Below are 18,353 nucleotides of genomic sequence, written 5' to 3'. Positions count from 1 at the left end.
CCCCATGCCCCTCTACGTTCAATACGGATGCGGCCACTCCTGCCCCGACAACTGGCACAACTACGATGCGTCCCCGACGTTGCGATATGAACGTTTGCCCGTTGTTGGCAAGCTTTACACCCGAAATGCCTCGCGCTTTCCCGACGGTGTCCGGCATGGCGATATCGTGACAGGCTTGCCCGAACCGCGCGGTGGCGTAGACGGGATTTATTGCTCACATATCCTTGAGCACCTTGCACTGGAGGATTGCCGCCGGGCGCTGCGCAATACTCTGACCCTCCTGCGCCCTGGTGGCGTCTTCCGTATGGTCGTGCCAGACATGGGATTCGAAGCGCGCCGCAACCTCGATGACCCGGCTCCCGACGCGGTGAGCAAGTTCATGGCAGCGACCTATCTCGGTCAACGCACCCGTCCACGGGGGGTCTCGGGCGCAGTAAAAAGCTGGCTGGGAAACTCCGCGCATCTCTGGATGTGGGACTACAAGGGTTTGGCGAGCGAACTGGCAGATGCGAGCTTCACCGATATTCGTCGTGCCAAGGTTGGCGACGCAACCGATCACGGTGAAGCCTTTGCAGCAGTGGAGGACGCTGGCCGCTGGACCAATGCACTCGGGATTGAGTGCCGCCGTCCAGCATGTTGACCAAATTTCCTAACAAAATGCCAGCTATGCGCATTGCAATCCTAGCTACGCACCCAATCCAGTACAATGCGCCCCTCTTTCGAGAACTCGCATCGAGGCAAAGCGTCGACCCAAGAGTATTCTATTCTTGGAAAGGAACAGAAACCAGCATCGATCCGGAATTCGGGCGCACTATCAAGTGGGACATTCCACTTCTTGAGGGATACCCGTGGGAAATGGTTCCGAACGTTTCTAGGGACGAGGGCACTCATCACTTTGGCGGCCTCAACAACCCTGATATGAACCGGCGTGTTGAGGAGTGGAACCCAGACGCTCTGCTTGTATATGGCTGGGCATGGCGCACGCATTTGAAAGCTATGAGGTACTTCAAGGGGCGCGTTCCAGTAATCTTACGAGGCGACTCAACCCTGATGACAAGTAACAAAGCTTGGTGGAAACGGCTCTTTCGAAAGCCGGCGCTTCAATGGGTTTACAGCAATGTCGATTTTGCTCTGTCCCCAGGTCAACAAAATCACGCCTATCTGCGCGCGATGGGAATGCCCGAGAACCGCATTAGATGGATGCCGCACGCGATTGACACCCAACGGTTCTCACCAAACATCGATGTCTATCAAGCAGGCGCAGACCAGATCAGACGCGACAACGGTATAGCAAGCGATGCTCATACTTACCTATTCGCAGGCAAACTGGTATTACGTAAGGATGTGGACACTCTGCTTGTTGCCTTCAGGAAGCTTGTTGCGAAGTATCCGCGCGCACGCTTGCTTATCGCTGGTGACGGTCCGGAACGGCAACGCCTACAGGCGATTACAGCTGATCTTCCTCAAGTCACATTTCTTGGATTTCGGAACCAAGCCGAGATGCCAGCGGTTTACTTGGCCGGCGATACTGTTGTTCTGCCGTCCAGAAACGAAACTTGGGGGTTGGCGGTAAATGAAGCGCTGTCACTCGCGCGCACCGTGGTGGCAAGCGATCGTGTTGGTGCTGCTCCGGATTTACTGGCTGGAAAGCCATATGCCAGAGTATTCGCTTGTGGACAGGCGAGCGGACTAGAGAATGCGCTACAAGAGTTTCTGGTGGACAGAAGCACACTGGTTAAACTTGGCTCCTTGGCGCGTGAAGATAGCGCGGCGTGGTCTATACCAGCAGCCGCGGATTCAGTCCTCGAACTACTCTGGGAGATCGCCGATCTAAGATGCCCTCCCGCTCGCGACGGGTACTCTTCATGACGGTCGCGAGCCGCGCCAATAAAACGAGAACCAATTTCGGCGTTGGTATTGTGGCATCTCTGGGAGCCTTTGTTGCTACGATTTTGCTCGGCGGCAGCGAACTCTCTGCAGTTTCCACTGCTATATTCTTTTACACTCTTGTCTGGTACGTTGACGCGCTTGGAAAAGAGATAGCGATCGTACCAGCAGTTGCGCTTATCGCTTCATCCCAATGGCTACTGGGGCCGGCAATCTACTACACATTTGAAGGTGTGTCTCACTATAAATACGACATGTACGTCCCTGAAGGGCGTTACTTCTCCTACGTCTTACCAGCGACAATTGCTCTCATTTTCGGACTCTGGAAGTTCTCGCCTATCATTTCGACCAATCATCTTCGTGGATATTTTAAACACCAAATCAGACTGAAAACCAAAACTGCCCAGGTAGTGTTCTTTTTTGGCTTAGCCTTTGGTGTATTTGAATCCTATGTACCCACATCTTTCCGATTTTTGTTTTTTATAGGATCGCAGACGGTTTTCATCTCGGTTCTCTATTTCTTTGTCCTGAAATCGCGATGGCGCTGGCTCGCACTTGCTGCCGTTTTCGGCATGCAATTGGCGACGTCTGCTGAACGAGGGCTGTTTCACGATCTTTTACTCTGGTCAGCTCTGACTTTATCCTTTGTTTTTTCCGAGCTTCGTTCTCGGTTTTTCGTAAAGTTAATCGTAATATTGATCGGGGCTCTTTTGATCGCGCAATTGCAACTGGCAAAATCGCATTATCGGACGGAAATCAGACTGAATCCCGAGCAAGCTGGAATTACAACGCTAGTCAATTCAGTTTTGGAACAATCAGTTTTCTCCTCAACTCAACAATCCGACACTGAAAACAATTGGAGCGAGCTCAATGCGCGACTGAACCAAGGATGGATTATTAGCGCGGTAATGAACCACGTGCCCTCGAAACAAGATTTTGAACATGGCGAAACCATTACGCTAGCTGTTCGAGATGCGTTGGTTCCTCGCTTTCTTGTTGCAAAAAGATCTGTCCGTGTATCTGACTACTTCAGAAAATACACAGGGTTGCAGGTAAACCGGAACACATCCTTTGGCATCAGTGTTTTGGGTGAGGCATGGGTAAATTTTGGTTATTTCGGTATAATTTTTATGCTGTTGTTTGGTGCATTCTACGGATTAGTCTTTCGCGCCATTCTGAGACTTCAAAAATTTTTCCCCTCGATAGTTCTCTGGACACCATTAGTGTTTTTCCAGGCAATTAAAGCTGAGACAGAATTCGTTGTTGTTCTGAATCACATCATCAAAACTGGTGTCTTCATTATTTTGTTTTACATATTGGTCCGTCAGTGGCTCCGAATTAAAATATGACAACGAACGTTTAGAAATGAAAATTTTTCTTTGCTCTGCAAGCTTCAAAAGGGACTATGGGGGGCCTGCCTATTCGGTTTCACGCCTCGGTCTCGCACTGGCAGAGAATGGTGCCACGGTAGGGCTTTGGGCACCAGATGGCAGCGCGGAGACAGCACAATTTCTCTGGACTAAGAAGTCGCATGGTCCTGTGCCGCGGACTTTCAACTGCACCCTTGATCCTGCACTGGAAGAGTTTGGCACGGCGGACGTGGTACATGACAGTGGCATTTGGCTGCCCCATAATCACGCGCTGGCTCGTTTGACTAACCGTCGCCGCATAGCTCGTGTCGTCAGCACGCGCGGCATGCTTGACCCATGGGCGCTCAGCCACAAACGGATTAAAAAAGCGATAGCTTGGCGACTGTACCAGCGGTCAGATCTCAGGTCGGCTGACGCGCTGCATGTCACGTCGGACACAGAGGTCACCAGTGTACGCACGCGATCTCTGGACGTACCGGTCTGGCGTATTCCCAATGGTGTCGATTTGCCGCCAAACGAGCAAGTTGCTTTCCAACACAATTCTTTGTCTCCCCGGCGCGCGGTATTTCTCGGACGGCTACATCCCGTGAAAGGGCTTCAAGACTTGCTTGAAGCCTGGGCGCGGGTCCGGCCAACGGATTGGGAACTGATCTTAGCTGGGCCTGATGAGGACGGGCATCGCTCACAATTGGAAGCGAGCGTTGACCAATACCAATTAAAAGACGGGGTACGCTTTATTGGTCAGGTTTCTGGTCCGGAGAAAGTAGACCTCTTCCGTTGCGCTGAACTCTTTGTCCTACCCAGCAAATCTGAAAGTTTCGGCATGGTGGTTGCTGAGGCGCTATCGTACGGCCTTCCTGTTCTGACCACCACAAATGTACCTTGGCCTCAACTTGAAGAGAGCCACTGCGGTTGGCGGGTCGATCCGAACACGACGCAGCTAAGCGAGGCGCTTGCGCGGATCTTAGCACAACCGCGACGGCAGTTGTATGAAGCGGGACTGCGTGGGCGAACGCTCGTTTCCGATGGATTTGGCTGGACGGCCATCGCAAATGAGTTTGTCAAGCGATACGAAGTACTCCTGACGAAAAGGGGCTAGGCGCGACGCCCTCAAAAAAGGTTCGATTACAATGATAAAATCCACGCAATTGTTTCAGCTATTAAAAGTTGAAAGGTAGCCCGCATGGTTGCGCGCCAAAGCTGGTCTTCTAAGCAAACGCGGAAAAATTCATCCATCACATGCTAAACCGCGATTACGAATGGGCTCTACGGAATCGTTCTGAACACAAGCTTCAACGAGAACGAGCCTGTTGTTGACACACCGGAACAGGCGATTGCTTGCTTTGAACGCACTCTTAAGTGTGTGACCTTTTACGGACCCGTACATGGTGTCGCGAAGGACGCGCTGTATCGTGCATCAGATCTTTTTGTTTTACCGACCCATACCGAAAATTTCGGGCTCGTGGTCGCAGAGGCACTAGCGTAGGAAGTGCCGGTGATTACCACCACGAATGCCCCTTGGTCAGGGCTGAACGAAAAGCAGTGCGGTTGGTGGATTCCGCTGGATCAGGCACAATTGACCACGACCATGGAGCTTGCGATGACACGTCCGCGGCTGGATCTTTAGGCAATGGGAGCCCGCGGGCGGGCGTGGATAAAGGCGGATTTTGCTCCGGAACGGATTGCTGCAAGAATGCGCGACGTGTATTTGTGTTGTGCTAAGCGCACAGAAAGGTCTGATCATGTCTACGAATGAACATGAAGTCGACAAAGGCGTTAGGCTCGACCTATTCGCGAATCCAGAATTTGTGCGCGGAGCGTCACGCCTGAAGGAGATTTGCTGGATGGCTGTTTCGGGGCTTCTGGTAGAGAGCTGGCTGCCAGGGTCAGGCTGGAGACGGCAGCTTTTGCGCGCCTTTGGTGCGCAGATTGGGGTGGGAGTGATCATCAAACCACGTGTTCGGGTAAAGTTTCCCTGGCGTTTAGCAGTTGGCGATCATTCCTGGATTGGAGAAGAAGTCTGGATTGACAATCTTTGTGACGTGACGGTGGGTACGCATTGTTGCCTGTCTCAGGGGGCTTATCTTTGCACAGGCAGACATGATTGGACTGATCCAAGCTTCGAGTTGATAACCGCTCCAATCGAACTAGGCCACGGGTGTTGGGTGGGCGCTAAGGCGTCAATTGCCCCCGGGACCAAGGGAGGTCCTGGCGCCGTGGTTACGATGGGCAGCGTCGCAAGTGGGCGTCTCAAGGCTTGGTACGTGCATATTGGCGTCCCGGCAGAAGCCCAAAAACAGCGTCAGCTGCGCATTGGCTAAGAGTTTGGATAGTTAGTATGGCATTTGGTTGCCCCATATTGGTCAATTGGCCCGCGCTCCTGCTATGATGAGGGCAAGCGCTGCGCCGAGACCTTGTTTTTTGACTATCACCGTCAGCACGGGGTGGAGATCAAGGTGGCGCGGATCTTCAACACCTACGGGCCGCGCATGCATCACGCAGATGGCCGCGTTGTGTCGAACTTCATTGTACAGGCGATCTCGGGCCAGCCCATTACGATCTATGGCGAGGGCAACCAGACACGATCTTTCTGCTATGTGGATGATCTGGTGGATGGGTTCATCAAGCTGATGAACTCCGGCACCGATGTCATTGGCCCGATCAATCTCGGCAATCCCGGAGAGTTCACGATCCGGGAACTCGCGGAAAAGATAATCGAGATAACGGGCTCCAAATCTGAGCTGGTGTTCGAAGCCCTGCCCGCAGATGATCCAAAGCAGCGCCAACCCGACATCGCCCGCGCCAAAACGATTTTGGACTGGGAACCGGGCATCCCGCTTTATGACGGCTTGCGCAAAACGGTGGCATATTTCGACAAACTCCTGCCCGAACTGGAGCTTCCCTGAGCCAATGCATGTCGCCTCTCCGATCCAGCGCTGACCATATTCACGCCCAGACATTGTGCTCTGCCATCTCCAGATAGCGCGCCAAAATATTAACCGACTTCCAGCCCCCTGCCCGCATGATGGCAGCCGCGTCGTATCCGGCGCAAAGCAGGTCTTGCGCCGCGCCCACGCGCAGGGAGTGTCCGCTGAAGGCGTCAATGATCTCCTGGTCAAACCCCGCCGTTCTGGCAGCCGTTTTGACCAGGCGCTTGACCGTCGTCGTACTGAGATCCCGGTCCACCGCCCTGCCCTGATAGATCGGGCAGAAGAGGAATGTGATGTCGGGGCCTCTCCACGTCAGCCAGTCACGAACAGCGACCGTTGTTTCCCGCGACGTAAAGGCAATCCTGCCCTGACCGAAGGGGTCCGCCTTGCTGCGCCGGATAATGACCCGCATGGTGCCGTCGCTCAGAAACTCAAGATCATCTGTCGTTAACGCCACCAGTTCGGACCGCCGCGACAGCAACTCATAGCCCAAAGACAGCATGGCGCGGTTGCGCAGCCCCCAAGGACCGTCGGGCTGCACCGCGAGAAACTGGTCGAGGTATTTCCGGGTCAGGCCTTTGGCCTGTTTCGGGCGGGTGTGCTTCGCGCGCCGGATCCGCCGGAACGTGAGATTGATATCTTCATCATACGTCGGGTCGGCAAGACGCAGCAGTCTGTGTGCTTTGCGGATGGCGTAGAGCCGCCTGCGGACCGTCGAAGGGGCGCGATCCGGGGCCTGGTCTTCGAGAAAGCGACACACGGATGTGACGCTTGCCGGGAACGGCGCGATGCCCTGTTCTTCACACCAGCGCACAAAGATTTCCACGTCGGAATAGTAGGACCGCATGGTTGACGGCGCATAGGCCCCCTCAAGACGCTTGAATTCTCTTCGCCAGTCATGGATGCTAGGGAGAGGCATTTTAAATGTCATTATTGGCACTTTAAGTGCCGATTAACGGAGTGTCAATGATTACTGGTGCACAAATTCGTATTGCGCGCACTGCCCTAAGATGGACAGCTGAAGATTTGGCTAAGGACAGTGGTGTAGGCGCACGAACGATAAAGCGAATTGAAATGACTGACGGTTTACCTGACTCAACTATTTCCACGGTTTCTAAATTAAAACTTGCCCTCGAAGCCGCTGGCATCGAATTCATTGGCACGCCCGACGATGGCCCCGGCATTCGCATCTATGACGGGTCGCCAAAATAATGACCAAGACCGCCAACAAAAACCCGGTCGTCGGCATGAACCTGTCCACGCGTCGCACCCTCGCACTGACCGCGACAGCCATTCTAACCTTTGTAATCGCCTATCTGACACTGTCGCCGTCACCACCGCACGTCGGCCTAGAAGAGCTTCTCTCTGATAAAGCCTACCATGTCATCGCGTTTGCGGCTTTGATCTTTCCAAGTGCGCTGCTTTACGCGCGCAGTTTGATCTGGGTGATCCCGGCGGCACTCCTGTTTGGCGGCGCGATTGAGCTCATCCAGCCCTACGTGGGCCGTGAAGCCGAGGTCGCAGATTTTCTGGCGGATGCGGTTGGGCTCAGTGTCGGGATTGTCTCTGGCTTGTTCTTGCGCATGCTCCTGACCAAACTTCTCCCAGCCCCGGCTGTACCCAGCAATTAGGTCAGAGCGGCCTCAATACTGGGTGCGCAGCCTGCCCGCTCCGCCCTGCGCTAAAGAAAAATCCAAAAAAGTGACACGAGTGTGACCTGCTTCACAGTCAGACGGCGCAGCACGGGGTAATGTGAAACGCATCAGGGAGGATATGAGACATGCAGTCCAGTATCAAAACAATCCGCAAGATCAGTGCTGAAGTTGTGAAATTCATCACGATGTGCCACTTCATCCAGACACGCGTGAACGAGTACCACTAGAGAAAGACCAGCACCTCGTAAGACCGCGAGGCACCGGGTGCAAAACTGCACCGGTGCCTTTTTTGTTTCAGGAGGGGCGCACGGACCTGGACGCCGGCATCCGATCCGAACTTCCTGAGAAAGACCGACTGGCGCTGTTCTCCGGTCACAGCTTGCGCGCCGGTCTCGCCAGTTCGGCAGAAGTCGACGAGCGCTATGTCCAGAAGCAGCTTGGCCATGCAAGCGCCGAAATGACCCGCCGTTACCAGCGCCGCCGAGACAGGTTCCGCCTGAACCTGACGAAGGCAGCCGGGTTGTGACGTGGATCAGGAGTTTTCCGACTTCAAAGCCGAAAGTGAGGCAACATGGCGAGGGAGATCGCTGCGGGAATGTAGGATATCCACGATGATGACCTCGTCCGATCGATCCAGAAAGACCAGGAAATGCTCCCCTGCCCTTATGAACCGCAGGTCTTCGACATCATCAACGAGAACTGCGCAACTCCGGCTATGGGCCTGGCCATTCATAATACTTTCACAGCGGTTGAGCAATTCGGCCTCGTAAAGCTCTGCTTGGCGCAGCCCGAAATTTTCGATCGTCCATCTGGCGATTTCAGTGAGGCTGGCTTCCGCACGACGGGTCAGCCGGAAGGATCGGCTCATGAACGCGCGCGCGCAGTCGCAAAGGCCCTACGGATCGCATCTTTGCCACTGCCGTCCGCAATATCACCCGCCTTGGCCTGCGCCAGACCTTCAAGGAGACCCTTCCGGATCCCGGCCAGCTGTGCTTCTTCCTGCTCGAGCAGCCTCAGGCCAGCGCGCATGGCTTCACTCACATTCTGGTAGCGCCCAGACGCCACCAGTGCTTGAACCAGATGGTCTTGGGTCTCGGTCAGGACAACGTTGCGTGTCACCATGGGCCGGGTCTCCTTTATTGGCAATATATGCCAATGCTCAGTTTTGGTCAATGGAAGCTGATCTTGGGCGACGAACAGCCATCATGTGACCTCTCCTCCCGTCGCTATCAATCGGTCGTTTAGTGGCGATACCTTAAATTGCAAACGGCCCGATTTCATGCCCCTGATAGGCTATGCGCGCGTATCAACAGAGGATCAGACCCCCCTGCCCCAGTCTGAGGCCCTTCAATCTGCGGGTTGCGCCGAAATCATCGAAGAACACGCCTCCGGCGGCAACCCGTCAGAGATACTTACGGCCCGTGTTCCCGAAAGCAGACGTTCGCTGTGTACCGCATCAATGACTGAGTTGCGGGACCTTGCAGCCGTTCGCTGCACACGCGAAATCGTTCAGAGGCCAGCGCTCGCGTTACCCGGTCAAGAACTCCGCGAGCGTGTAATTGTAGCTCTCCCAGCATGCGCTGCCGTGCAAGGGAACGTGGTTGGCGGTCTCAAGCACCACCAGTTCGGCCCTCGGAATGCCCGCCGCTAGCTTCTGCGCCTGCGACAAAGGATGCACGGCATCGTCGCGTGCATGCAGGATCAACACCGGGCAGCGCACTTGGTCTAGCAGAGGCGCGACTGTCGCATCGTTGATCACGTCCCGGTCGCGCAGCATAGTCTCGGGCGGGCAAGCGGCTTGCATCTCGCGCAGGACCTCGCGCGCTTCTTCAGCCGGCCCTTCGGGAAAGTAAGACATCGCGAAGGCACTCGCGAAGGCGCTTTCGGGGCGCGCCCAGCCCTCGGCGATCATGCCCTTCAACGCGTCGGGCGACGCATCCGCGCTGCGACGCGACCGCCCATCGACATATCCACCCACGATCGCCAAACGCGTAAGCCGCTCGGGATAGAGCGCCGCGAAGTTGAGCGCTGCAAGGCATCCGCCTGAAAATGACACCGCAGCGAAGCGGTCGAAGCCCGCCGCGTCCGACACCGCGGCCGCATCACGCGCCTCGGTCTCAAAGTCGATTTCTCGCTGGACCCGTTCTGATTGGCCGCTCCCCACATTGTCGAAGCGCAGATATCGGGTGTGGAGTGCCATCGACGAGATGCAAGAGCGATGGAGCCCGTATGCCCATTCCAGTTCCAGGTCGGTGGTTTGCAGTGGACCGAACCGCAGAACGGGCGGCCCCTCGCCGCTGATAGCATAAGCGACTGCACAGCCATCTTCGTTCTTGCAATAGCGGATGCGCTGAGCCGTGGCGGCGGGAGCCTGAGCGGGGACCGAAGGCCTAGCATCCGCCTCCCTCGACACTTTGGCCACCAACATCAATCCCCGCCGCGCCACGGTGCGGATTACCGCCTGTGCCTTGCCATTGTCGCCCACAGCCTTGCGCGCTGCCGCGATGCAAGCGGAAATCGCAGACTCGGACACGATCCGCCCGCCCCAAATCTCTTCCACCATTCGGTCGCGCGTCACCAGGTCTCCAGCATTGCGCAGCAGAAGATGGATCAGGTCGAATACCTTGGGTTCCACGGCCACCGCGCTACCACCACGAGTTAGCGTCAGACGGGCGTCATCCAGCGTGCAATCGGCGAAATGGTGCTCCATGTCCCGCAACTTACACCGATTTTTCCGTCGTGACCCAAAAAATTCAGCCGGCCCCAAGGTTTCCAAAGGCAATCCTAAAGTTTTCCAAGCCTCCCCCTCAAGCAGAGGCGCACGGGATCGGGCACCTTTGGGTCATCAACCAAGGAGACACGCCATGATGACCCCCATGCAGACTGACTTAATTAAGTACAGCACTCCCGCCGCCCCGACCTCGCATGAGCGTCAGGCGCTGCGTGCCCGCCGTCAGGCCCGTCGCGCCACGTTCCTCGCCTTCATCGAAAAGGTCTTCACCCGTAGCGGGCATGGTGACCTGAATATGCGCCGCTGTAGGAAAACATTTCTGTATTGATTGGAATACCCATGCCGCGCAGTTCGTGGACAGTATACTATTGATAGGTCGTGACGGCGGTGGTGCCAGCGAGACAACACCCAAGTTCACTGCTCATGCCCACTGGACTGCCGCGCGTAAAGGCCCCGCTTTCTTTGCGTATTCAGACAATTACCTGATCGACACAGATCACGGGATCATCATGGATGTGGACGCCAGCCGGTCGATCCGGCAGGCAGAGGTCGGCGCGATGCGCAAAATGATTGATCGCACCGAAGACCGCTTTGGCCTAAAGCCTGATTGGGGGGCGGCGGATACGGCTTATGGCTCATCTGACAATCTCGCTTGGCTAACGTTCAAACGGAAAATCCTTCCGTTTATCCCTGTCTTTGATCATTCAAAGCGCAAGGACGGCACCTGGTCGCGATCCGACTTCACTTGGGACGAAGACAGTGATCGATACATTTGCCCGGAAGGAAAAGAGCTGCGTCATACTCGGCGAAATTACTCTGACCCCAAAAGGCACAAAGCCAAGGCCGGCCTAAAGCCGCCGCTGGCCGATGTGTTGAATGCTGCACATCAGTGTTACCATACCGGCTGTTCATGCACTGCGTAGCAATCCTGGCTAGGCAAGACCGTGCACAGCAATCCGCGCCAATGTCGCATATGCGTGATCAAAACTTCGCCCGACAAGTTAACTTGTTTATAGAGACTTCTTTGATTGGAATTAGATGACGTCCATATCGCCCCCTTCCTCAAATGCGGATACCCACAAGCACGGTGTGCTTTTCGTCTTTGCGGCTGGGGTTCTGTGGTCAACGGTCGGTCTTGGTATTCGCTTGATCGACGATGCCGTCGTGTGGCAGATTCTGCTGTATCGGTCGATCAGCATGTCGCTGTTTCTTTATGTGCTTATTCGAATACGGTCGGGCGAAAGCCCCTTTGTTCAAATCCGCCGCATTGGTTCCCCGGTTGTTATCGCAGGACTTTCATTGGTTGCAGCCTATAGCGGTGGGATCTACTCAATTCAGAACACTTCGGTCGCGAATGCGATGCTGCTTTTTGCAACAGCACCTTTTATGGCTGCGGTTCTGGGATGGATTGTTCTGCGTGAACGCGTGCGCTTTGCAACCTGGATTGCGATTGTTGTTGCCATTGGCGGGATCGCGATCATGGTTGCAGACAAGTCCGGCAGCGTCGCTCTTAAGGGCAGTCTTGCGGCCCTTGGATCAGCGTTCGGTTTCGCCGTCTTCACTGTGGCGTTACGTTGGGGTCGAACAGGCGAGATGCTACCGGCGGTCTTCCTTTCGGGTCTCTTCGCAATCGCTATCACCTTGGTGATCTGTCTCGGGCTCGGGCTTCCGCTCGTTCTGAGCTCAAATGACAGCTTCATTTCGATGGGAATGGGGGTTTTCCAAGCCGGTGCCGGTCTGATCCTATACACGTTGGGCTCGCGTAGCCTCCCCGCGGCAGAGCTTGCCTTGCTATCTCTGGCCGAAGTCCTGCTCGGTCCACTTTGGGTCTGGCTCTTTCTGGGCGAAACGGCGAGCGTGAATACTTTGATTGGCGGCGTGGTTCTGCTTGCGGCCATCGCTGGGAATGCGGTGTCAGGTAAGCGACGAAAGCCTCCGCCCATCACCGCACCATAGCGACAACAGCAAGGGCGCCCATTGCAGCCATCTGGAATTACGTTCGCAAAGGTCCGCTTCCGACATCTAATATTCTCAAGCCTTGCCAAAGCGGTCCAGAACGTTTTCGGTGATCTTCTCAACTTGGCAGTCACCTCGCGTCAGACCCACGATCCATTCACATGTTGCAGCGGTGAAAATCTCGCCTTTTCCGCGCTTCCAGGACACGATCATGCCGTTGAAGAGTGGCCCGCCATCAGGACGTGAGAAAATTGCACATTTCGTTTCCTACAGGGTTCTTTCAGAAAGAATACTCTGATCATTATAGCTACGGGCTGTAACCGGGCCTGTGCAAGCTTGAAAGGCTCGATCGGGATGAAGGCCAACGCGCCGCGCGCTTGGACCGCCGCCGGATGTAGTTGACCTAAGTCAAAGTAACATGCGCGTGGGTGTATAGCCTGATCAAAGGGAGATAATCATGACTTGGCCGATAATACCCAAGGACGATGCAACGCGCGCTGCCGCAAATCTGACAGATGCGGTCCGCGCCGGGTTTGGCTGGGACGACGCGCGCGACATGCTGGACGGATTGCCGGGTGGCGGGCTCAACATCACGCATGAGGCGCTTGATCGTCATGTCGCTTCGGGCCATGGCGATCAGGTCGCGATCCGATGGATCAGCAAGGACGGTGGGCGGCGCGATTTCAGCTATGCAGCACTAGTCGGTGAGGCCGCGCGCTTTGCCAATGTGTTGGCTGGACATGGGCTGAAACCCGGCGCGCGGGTCTATTCGCTGATGGGGCGGGTGCCGGAGCTGTATTCCGCGGCCCTTGGCACCCTAAAGGCCGGCATGACATTCACCCCACTTTTTGCCGCATTTGGACCAGAGCCGATCAGATCCCGGATGGAGATCGGCGAAGGCAACGTTCTTGTTACCACCGAGACTTTGTATCGCAAGAAGGTCGCGAGCTGGCGAAAGGAGCTTGGCTCGTTGAAGCTTGTACTGATCCTGAGTGATAATGTCGTGCCCGAGGACTGCGTCGCCTTGCGCCCTGCGATGGATGCCGCCGCCGACACGTTCGTAACGGCGAAAACCACTTCGAATGATATGGCGCTGATCCATTTCACCTCTGGCACCACTGGCAAGCCCAAGGGTGCCGTCCACGTGCACGGTGCGGTCATCGCCCATGCGGCTACGGGGCGCTTTGCGCTGGATCTGAGACCCGGCGATATCTACTGGTGCACGGCTGATCCTGGCTGGGTCACGGGCACTTCGTATGGCATTATTGCGCCGCTGGTGAACCGGGTGACGATGATCGTCGACGAAGCGGAATTCGACCTGGACCGTTGGTACGGCATCCTTCAGGCTGAGAGCGTGCAGGTCTGGTACACCGCACCCACCGCGATCCGCATGCTGATGCGGGCGGGAAAGGACGCCGCAAAGCCCTATGATTTCCGCAAGCTGCGGTTTCTCGCCAGTGTCGGAGAGCCCTTGAACCCCGAAGGCGTGGTCTGGGGGCAAGAGGTGTTAGGCCAGCCGTTCCACGACAATTGGTGGCAGACCGAAACCGGTGGCATCATGATCGCCAATACCGCCGGAATGGACATTCGTCCCGGCTCGATGGGCAAGCCCTTGCCCGGCATTGAGGCTGGAATAGTCAATGTCGAAGACGGCGCCGTGCATGCGTGCAAGCCGGGCGAAATTGGCGAACTGGCGCTGCGCCCCGGCTGGCCGTCGATGATGCGCGCTTATCTCAACGAACAGGCTCGTTATGATAAATGTTTTGTTGGCGGCTGGTATCTGTCGGGCGACCTCGCCATGCGGGACAAGGACGGGTATTTCTGGTTTGTCGGCCGCGCGAATGACCTGATCAAATCCTCTGGTCATCTGGTCGGCCCTTTCGAGGTCGAAAGCGCGCTGATTGAACATCACGCCGTCGCCGAGGCCGCCGTGATCGGCATTCCGGACGAGACCGCAGGCGAAATCGTCAAGGCCTATGTCGCGCTGAACCCTAGATTTGAGCCGTCCGAGGCGCTGGAACGCGAGATCCGGGGCTTTGCGCGCAAACGGCTTGGCGCCGCGGTGGCCCCACGTGAAATTGTGTTTCGCAACCAACTGCCCAAGACGCGATCGGGCAAGATAATGCGCCGTCTTCTCAAGGCGCGCGAACTTGGCCTACCCGAAGGGGATATTTCCACATTGGAGGCGGACGAGAAATGACATCCCAGACAAAACCGCACCTGAACCGCGCTCACGTGCAGGACCTGCTGCGCGGAATGATGCGTATCCGTCGGTTCGAGGACAAATGCGCCGAGCTTTACACGCGCGAAAAGATCCGCGGCTTTCTGCATCTGTACGATGGCGAAGAAGCGGTGGCGATGGGCGTGATCCCGGTGCTTGAGCCAGATGACCGCATCGTCGCCACCTACCGCGAGCACGGGCATGCCTTGGCGCGCGGCGTAGCGATGGGCCCCATTTTGGCGGAGATGTATGGCAAGGCTAACGGATGTTCGGGCGGGCGCGGCGGGTCAATGCATCTGTTCGACGCGAGCACCAATTTCTATGGGGGCAACGCGATTGTCGGCGGTGGCCTGCCGCTTGCGGCGGGTCTGGGCCTGGCGGACCGGATGCGGGGCGAAAAGAACGTCACGGCCTGTTTCTTTGGCGAAGGTGCTGTGGCCGAGGGCGAGTTCCACGAGGCGTTGAACCTGGCCGAGCTTTGGGATCTGCCGGTGCTTTGGATCTGCGAAAACAACGGCTATGCAATGGGGTCCGCCTTGGCGCGCACAGAATCGCAGACCGACATTCATGCAAAGGCCACAGCCTATGGCATCGAAAGCGAAGTGGTCGATGGCATGGATGTGGTCGCCGTCGAAGCCGCCGCGCGCCGTGTGGTCGCGAACATCCGGGAAACCGGCCGCCCGTATCTGCTGGAGGCGCGCACTTACCGCTTTCGTCCACATTCGATGTTCGATGCGCAGTTGTATCGCGATAAAGCTGAAATCGCCGAGTGGCGCGAAAAGGGCCCGATTGTGCGGTTTCAGGGCTGGTTGCTGGAAAACGGCCTGATCCACGAGGCCGATATCGCCAAGATGACCACCGAGATCGACGCTGAGATCGCCGAGGCGGTGGCCTTTGCAGAAGCCGGTGTGTGGGAGCCGGTCGAGACCCTGACCAAACATGTAATGTCCGTTGAGCCCGCGTCTCCGCAAGTCGCAGCCGAACCTGCGGGTGAAAGGATCGAGACCACCTATCGCGAGGCCGTCAAACAGGCGATCCGTGGAGCGATGACAGGGGATGAGCGCGTTTTTCTTATGGGCGAGGACGTTGGTGCCTATGGCGGCTGTTATGCGGTGTCCAAGGGGTTGATGGCGGAGTTCGGAGAAGACCGTATCCGCGACACCCCGCTGTCGGAATCTGGCTTTACCGGTGCGGGCATTGGGGCTGCGGCAGCGGGTATGCGGCCGATTGTCGAACTGATGACCGTGAATTTCTCTATGCTGGCGCTGGATCAGATCCTGAACACGGCCGCCACGATCCGGCACATGTCGGGTGGACAGTTCGGCTGCCCACTGGTGATCCGCATGGCGACCGGTGCCGGCAAGCAACTGGCCGCGCAGCATTCGCATTCGCTGGAAGGCTGGTACGCGCATATCCCGGGACTTAAGGTTCTGGCGCCCGCGACGCTGGAGGATGCGCGGGGCATGTTGCTGACAGCGCTTGAAGATCCTGACCCGGTTCTGATCTTTGAAAATGTCATGCTGTACAACATGTCCGGGCAGATCGCCGCAAACGCGGGCTCTGTCGACATCGATAAGGCCGCGATCCGAAGGCCAGGCAAGGATGTGTCGCTGATCACCTATGGCGGATCTCTGTTCAAGACACTGGAGGCGGCAGAGGAACTGGCCAAAGAGGGGATCAAGGCCGAGGTGATAGACCTGCGCACCTTGCGCCCGCTTGATACTGAAACCATCCTCGCCTCGGTTGCGCGCACGCGCCGCGCAGTGGTCGTGGATGAGGGGTGGCGTACCGGTTCGCTGGCTGCCGAGGTATCGGCGCAGATCACCGAAGGGGCTTTCTGGCGGCTGGATGCACCGGTTGGGCGGGTCTGTTCGGCCGAAGTGCCGATCCCCTACGCCGCACATCTGGAACAGGCGGCGATTCCCCAGGTTGCCGGTATCGTCGCCGCCGCGCGCGCGGCGATGGTCAAGGGGTGATCCGATGGCCGTGTTCGCCATGCCCTCGTTGGGTGCAGACATGGAAGCGGGCACTTTGGTGGAGTGGATGATCAAGCCGGGGGACATCGTTACCCGCGGCGATGTGGTCGCGGTCGTCGAAACCCAGAAGGGTGCAATTGAAATCGAGTGCTTTGAGGAGGGCACTGTCGAAACGCTTGACGCAGAGATCGGGGCCACGCTTGCCGTCGGCACCGCATTGGCCACGATCCGCGCGCCCTGCGAAGATGGTGCAACCGCAGTCAGACCCGCAGTTGATCCCGAGGCGCCCGCCAAACCGGAGGCGGCAGCATCATCGCCTACCCAGCCTGAGAAATCTACCGAAGTCCCCTTAGCGGTGGTCCCTGCGTCATTGCCTATGCCCTCATCGCCACCCGTTATACCCCAGGCTGGTGAAGCGCCAACTGCCTCTCCCGCCGCGCGGGTACGTGCCGCCGAGCGTGGGATCGACCTTGCGGCGCTTTTAGGAACAGGCCCCGGCGGCGCGGTTATTCTGGCGGATGTCGAAGCCGTTGAACCTACCCCGATCAGGGAGGGGCCAGCAAAAACCAGCGCCAAGCCGGGGCTCGATATGGCCGCAATGCGCACTGCGATTGCCAATGCCATGGCCCGCTCCAAACGCGAGATCCCACATTACTACCTAACCCAGACTATTGATCTGCAAGCCGCCACTGACTGGCTTGCCATGACCAATGCGACGCGCCCATCTGATACACGCCTGTTGATGGTCGCACTGTTCATCAAGGCCGCGGCCCTTGCGGTCGCGCAGGTTCCGCAGATCAACGGCCACTTTGATGGCGAGGGGTTTCATCCGGCGCGGGCCGTTCATGCGGGTGTGGCGGTGGCGCTGCGCGGTGGCGGACTTGTGGCACCTGCATTGCACGATGCCGAAACCCTGCCGCTTAACAATCTGATGGCACAGATGCGCGACCTGGTTTTACGGGCCCGCAGCGGGCGGTTGCGCTCTTCGGAAATGACCGATGCTACGATCACCATTTCGGCGATGGGCGACACCGGCGCCGATGCGATGGCGGGCGTGATCTACCCGCCGCAGGTCGCTATCGTCGGCTTTGGCGCACCGGTGGCCCGGCCATGGATCATTGGTGACAAGATCACCCCGCGTATGACCGTTACCGTTACGCTGTCCGCCGACCACCGAGTCAGCGACGGACGTCGCGGTGCCAAGTTTCTGGCCGCGCTCGACGCCGCACTTCAGACTCCGGAGGCCCTATGACCGAAGCCGACATCCGCACAGCCTTTCTGGAAGAGCTTACCCAAATCGCCCCGGACATCGATCCGGACGAGGTTGGCGAAGAGGATCACCTGCAAGATGATCTGGAACTCGACTCGATGGATTTCTTAAACCTTGTTACAGCGCTTCACCAACGGCTCGATATCGATATACCTGAGATCGACTATCCGAAGATCGCAAATCTGGCGCTCGCGGTTGTATACCTGAAAGGGCGGATCGGTTGTCCGACTAGGGCCTGACGCGATCTTGTGGCAGAATGGCGCAAGATCTTGATTGCCCACTCTGCCGACATTCACCCCTCAAAAAGGCTGAGCGGTCCACCCCGTGCCCGACGACACGAACACGCGAAGGATCGAG

Annotated in this window: 19 protein-coding genes and 4 pseudogenes; 18 read left to right on the top strand and 5 right to left on the bottom strand. The window is 57.1% G+C overall.

The window, feature by feature from the left end; all coding sequences use genetic code 11:
• Window positions 1-4: 4 nt before the first annotated feature.
• From C1J05_RS05995 to C1J05_RS05965, 8 genes and pseudogenes are all read left to right on the top strand, one after another.
• Window positions 5-640 (top strand): class I SAM-dependent methyltransferase, encoded by a 636-nt coding sequence (locus C1J05_RS05995; RefSeq protein WP_114869451.1) that lies wholly within the window; start codon window positions 5-7, stop codon window positions 638-640.
• Entirely contained in the window at window positions 634-1,869 is a 1,236-nt protein-coding gene (locus C1J05_RS05990) for a glycosyltransferase family 4 protein (protein WP_114869450.1), read from the top strand. The genes C1J05_RS05995 and C1J05_RS05990 overlap by 7 nt, the downstream gene beginning before the upstream one ends.
• Window positions 1,866-3,236 carry a hypothetical protein gene (locus tag C1J05_RS05985; RefSeq protein WP_114869449.1) on the top strand — a complete coding sequence of 457 codons (1,371 nt, stop codon included), beginning with the start codon at window positions 1,866-1,868 and terminating at the stop codon, window positions 3,234-3,236. Before C1J05_RS05990 ends, C1J05_RS05985 begins: the two co-directional genes overlap by 4 nt.
• Complete coding sequence (locus C1J05_RS05980) at window positions 3,178-4,356, top strand: glycosyltransferase (RefSeq protein WP_162797930.1); 1,179 nt, start codon at window positions 3,178-3,180, stop codon at window positions 4,354-4,356. Before C1J05_RS05985 ends, C1J05_RS05980 begins: the two co-directional genes overlap by 59 nt.
• Before the next feature lie 153 nt (window positions 4,357-4,509).
• Window positions 4,510-4,743: a glycosyltransferase gene (locus tag C1J05_RS22090; protein WP_114869447.1), complete on the top strand. Its 234-nt coding sequence runs from the start codon at window positions 4,510-4,512 to the stop codon at window positions 4,741-4,743.
• A 9-nt stretch (window positions 4,744-4,752) separates the two neighbouring features.
• Complete coding sequence (locus C1J05_RS21980) at window positions 4,753-4,884, top strand: hypothetical protein (protein ID WP_302622790.1); 132 nt, start codon at window positions 4,753-4,755, stop codon at window positions 4,882-4,884.
• A 115-nt stretch (window positions 4,885-4,999) separates the two neighbouring features.
• Window positions 5,000-5,578: a WcaF family extracellular polysaccharide biosynthesis acetyltransferase gene (locus C1J05_RS05970; protein ID WP_114869446.1), complete on the top strand. Its 579-nt coding sequence runs from the start codon at window positions 5,000-5,002 to the stop codon at window positions 5,576-5,578.
• Window positions 5,579-5,623: 45 nt separating this feature from the next.
• A pseudogene (locus tag C1J05_RS05965) lies at window positions 5,624-6,163 on the top strand (NAD-dependent epimerase/dehydratase family protein); the annotation flags it as partial.
• Window positions 6,164-6,203: 40 nt separating this feature from the next.
• Here C1J05_RS05965 and C1J05_RS05960 read toward each other — a convergent pair.
• The gene (locus C1J05_RS05960) at window positions 6,204-7,118 is read right to left on the bottom strand and encodes a tyrosine-type recombinase/integrase (protein WP_114869444.1); all 915 of its coding nucleotides are present in this window, start codon (window positions 7,116-7,118) and stop codon (window positions 6,204-6,206) included.
• A gap of 35 nt (window positions 7,119-7,153) precedes the next feature.
• Between C1J05_RS05960 and C1J05_RS05955 the strand changes: the two genes are divergently transcribed.
• From C1J05_RS05955 to C1J05_RS05945, 3 genes and pseudogenes are all read left to right on the top strand, one after another.
• Window positions 7,154-7,399: a helix-turn-helix domain-containing protein gene (locus C1J05_RS05955; protein ID WP_205389087.1), complete on the top strand. Its 246-nt coding sequence runs from the start codon at window positions 7,154-7,156 to the stop codon at window positions 7,397-7,399.
• Complete coding sequence (locus tag C1J05_RS05950) at window positions 7,399-7,818, top strand: VanZ family protein (RefSeq protein WP_114869443.1); 420 nt, start codon at window positions 7,399-7,401, stop codon at window positions 7,816-7,818. Before C1J05_RS05955 ends, C1J05_RS05950 begins: the two co-directional genes overlap by 1 nt.
• A gap of 328 nt (window positions 7,819-8,146) precedes the next feature.
• Window positions 8,147-8,368: pseudogene (locus C1J05_RS05945) on the top strand (tyrosine-type recombinase/integrase); the annotation flags it as partial.
• A 6-nt stretch (window positions 8,369-8,374) separates the two neighbouring features.
• On the opposite strand, the gene C1J05_RS05940 reads toward C1J05_RS05945, so the two are convergent.
• Both C1J05_RS05940 and C1J05_RS05935 read right to left on the bottom strand, forming a co-directional pair.
• Window positions 8,375-8,710 carry a type II toxin-antitoxin system RelE/ParE family toxin gene (locus tag C1J05_RS05940; protein WP_114869442.1) on the bottom strand — a complete coding sequence of 112 codons (336 nt, stop codon included), beginning with the start codon at window positions 8,708-8,710 and terminating at the stop codon, window positions 8,375-8,377.
• Complete coding sequence (locus tag C1J05_RS05935) at window positions 8,707-8,964, bottom strand: type II toxin-antitoxin system ParD family antitoxin (protein ID WP_114869441.1); 258 nt, start codon at window positions 8,962-8,964, stop codon at window positions 8,707-8,709. The genes C1J05_RS05940 and C1J05_RS05935 overlap by 4 nt, the downstream gene beginning before the upstream one ends.
• A gap of 157 nt (window positions 8,965-9,121) precedes the next feature.
• On the opposite strand from C1J05_RS05935, the pseudogene C1J05_RS21805 reads away from it, so the two are divergent.
• Window positions 9,122-9,274: pseudogene (locus C1J05_RS21805) on the top strand (recombinase family protein); the annotation flags it as partial.
• A gap of 96 nt (window positions 9,275-9,370) precedes the next feature.
• On the opposite strand, the gene C1J05_RS05925 reads toward C1J05_RS21805, so the two are convergent.
• Window positions 9,371-10,552, bottom strand: a complete 1,182-nt coding sequence (locus C1J05_RS05925) for an alpha/beta fold hydrolase (protein WP_114869440.1) — start codon at window positions 10,550-10,552, stop codon at window positions 9,371-9,373.
• A gap of 287 nt (window positions 10,553-10,839) precedes the next feature.
• Window positions 10,840-10,914: a winged helix domain-containing protein gene (locus C1J05_RS22235; protein WP_441351687.1), complete on the bottom strand. Its 75-nt coding sequence runs from the start codon at window positions 10,912-10,914 to the stop codon at window positions 10,840-10,842.
• Window positions 10,915-10,959: 45 nt separating this feature from the next.
• On the opposite strand from C1J05_RS22235, the pseudogene C1J05_RS05915 reads away from it, so the two are divergent.
• From C1J05_RS05915 to C1J05_RS05890, 6 genes and pseudogenes are all read left to right on the top strand, one after another.
• A pseudogene (locus C1J05_RS05915) lies at window positions 10,960-11,403 on the top strand (IS5/IS1182 family transposase); the annotation flags it as partial.
• Window positions 11,404-11,611: 208 nt separating this feature from the next.
• Entirely contained in the window at window positions 11,612-12,529 is a 918-nt protein-coding gene (locus tag C1J05_RS05910) for a DMT family transporter (RefSeq protein ID WP_114869438.1), read from the top strand.
• A 457-nt stretch (window positions 12,530-12,986) separates the two neighbouring features.
• Window positions 12,987-14,729 (top strand): acetate--CoA ligase, encoded by a 1,743-nt coding sequence (gene acsA, locus C1J05_RS05905; protein ID WP_114869437.1) that lies wholly within the window; start codon window positions 12,987-12,989, stop codon window positions 14,727-14,729.
• Window positions 14,726-16,726 (top strand): pyruvate dehydrogenase (acetyl-transferring) E1 component subunit alpha, encoded by a 2,001-nt coding sequence (pdhA, locus tag C1J05_RS05900; RefSeq protein ID WP_114869436.1) that lies wholly within the window; start codon window positions 14,726-14,728, stop codon window positions 16,724-16,726. Before acsA ends, pdhA begins: the two co-directional genes overlap by 4 nt.
• A 4-nt stretch (window positions 16,727-16,730) precedes the next feature.
• Window positions 16,731-17,978, top strand: coding sequence for a dihydrolipoamide acetyltransferase family protein (locus C1J05_RS05895; protein ID WP_114869435.1), 1,248 nt, complete (start codon window positions 16,731-16,733; stop codon window positions 17,976-17,978).
• Window positions 17,975-18,235: an acyl carrier protein gene (locus C1J05_RS05890; RefSeq protein WP_114869434.1), complete on the top strand. Its 261-nt coding sequence runs from the start codon at window positions 17,975-17,977 to the stop codon at window positions 18,233-18,235. Before C1J05_RS05895 ends, C1J05_RS05890 begins: the two co-directional genes overlap by 4 nt.
• Window positions 18,236-18,353: the final 118 nt, after the last annotated feature.

Origin of the sequence: Sulfitobacter sp. JL08 (genome assembly GCF_003352045.1) — a bacterium.
Taxonomy (GTDB): domain Bacteria; phylum Pseudomonadota; class Alphaproteobacteria; order Rhodobacterales; family Rhodobacteraceae; genus JL08.
Note: the sequence above shows the minus strand (reverse complement) of the source record. Positions and strands in the feature narration are given on the sequence as shown.

Excerpts from the sequence above, each read along its gene's own strand:
- C1J05_RS05910 (WP_114869438.1), top strand. The coding sequence starts at position 11,612 with ATGACGTCCATATCGCCCCCTTCCTCAAATGCGGATACCCACAAGCAC.
- C1J05_RS05960 (WP_114869444.1), bottom strand. The coding sequence starts at position 7,118 with ATGACATTTAAAATGCCTCTCCCTAGCATCCATGACTGGCGAAGAGAA.
- C1J05_RS05970 (WP_114869446.1), top strand. The coding sequence starts at position 5,000 with ATGTCTACGAATGAACATGAAGTCGACAAAGGCGTTAGGCTCGACCTA.
- C1J05_RS05950 (WP_114869443.1), top strand. The coding sequence starts at position 7,399 with ATGACCAAGACCGCCAACAAAAACCCGGTCGTCGGCATGAACCTGTCC.
- C1J05_RS05990 (WP_114869450.1), top strand. The coding sequence starts at position 634 with ATGTTGACCAAATTTCCTAACAAAATGCCAGCTATGCGCATTGCAATC.
- C1J05_RS05895 (WP_114869435.1), top strand. The coding sequence starts at position 16,731 with ATGGCCGTGTTCGCCATGCCCTCGTTGGGTGCAGACATGGAAGCGGGC.
- C1J05_RS05995 (WP_114869451.1), top strand. The coding sequence starts at position 5 with ATGCCCCTCTACGTTCAATACGGATGCGGCCACTCCTGCCCCGACAAC.
- C1J05_RS05940 (WP_114869442.1), bottom strand. The coding sequence starts at position 8,710 with ATGAGCCGATCCTTCCGGCTGACCCGTCGTGCGGAAGCCAGCCTCACT.
- acsA (WP_114869437.1), top strand. The coding sequence starts at position 12,987 with ATGACTTGGCCGATAATACCCAAGGACGATGCAACGCGCGCTGCCGCA.
- C1J05_RS05890 (WP_114869434.1), top strand. The coding sequence starts at position 17,975 with ATGACCGAAGCCGACATCCGCACAGCCTTTCTGGAAGAGCTTACCCAA.
- C1J05_RS05935 (WP_114869441.1), bottom strand. The coding sequence starts at position 8,964 with ATGGTGACACGCAACGTTGTCCTGACCGAGACCCAAGACCATCTGGTT.
- C1J05_RS05925 (WP_114869440.1), bottom strand. The coding sequence starts at position 10,552 with ATGGAGCACCATTTCGCCGATTGCACGCTGGATGACGCCCGTCTGACG.
- C1J05_RS05955 (WP_205389087.1), top strand. The coding sequence starts at position 7,154 with ATGATTACTGGTGCACAAATTCGTATTGCGCGCACTGCCCTAAGATGG.
- C1J05_RS05985 (WP_114869449.1), top strand. The coding sequence starts at position 1,866 with ATGACGGTCGCGAGCCGCGCCAATAAAACGAGAACCAATTTCGGCGTT.
- pdhA (WP_114869436.1), top strand. The coding sequence starts at position 14,726 with ATGACATCCCAGACAAAACCGCACCTGAACCGCGCTCACGTGCAGGAC.